Genomic DNA, 302 nt, shown 5'->3' on the forward strand with positions numbered 1-302 from the left:
TCGTCCATTGTGGAAGATTCCCTACTGCTGCCTCCCGTAGGAGTTTGGGCCGTGTCTCAGTCCCAATGTGGCCGATTACCCTCTCAGGTCGGCTACGTATCATTGCCATGGTGAGCCATTACCCCACCATCTAGCTAATACGCCGCGGGACCATCCAAAAGTGATAGCCGAAGCCATCTTTCAAGCTCGGACCATGCGGTCCAAGTTGTTATGCGGTATTAGCATCTGTTTCCAGGTGTTATCCCCCGCTTCTGGGCAGGTTTCCCACGTGTTACTCACCAGTTCGCCACTCACTCAAATGT

General features: G+C 53.3%; 1 rRNA gene. It reads right to left on the reverse strand.

Annotated elements, in window-relative coordinates:
- Nucleotides 1–302 (reverse strand): 16S ribosomal RNA (locus MZO41_RS16620); the annotation flags it as partial.

This window comes from Lactiplantibacillus sp. C232 (assembly GCF_023806725.1).
Lineage (GTDB): Bacteria > Bacillota > Bacilli > Lactobacillales > Lactobacillaceae > Lactiplantibacillus > Lactiplantibacillus plantarum.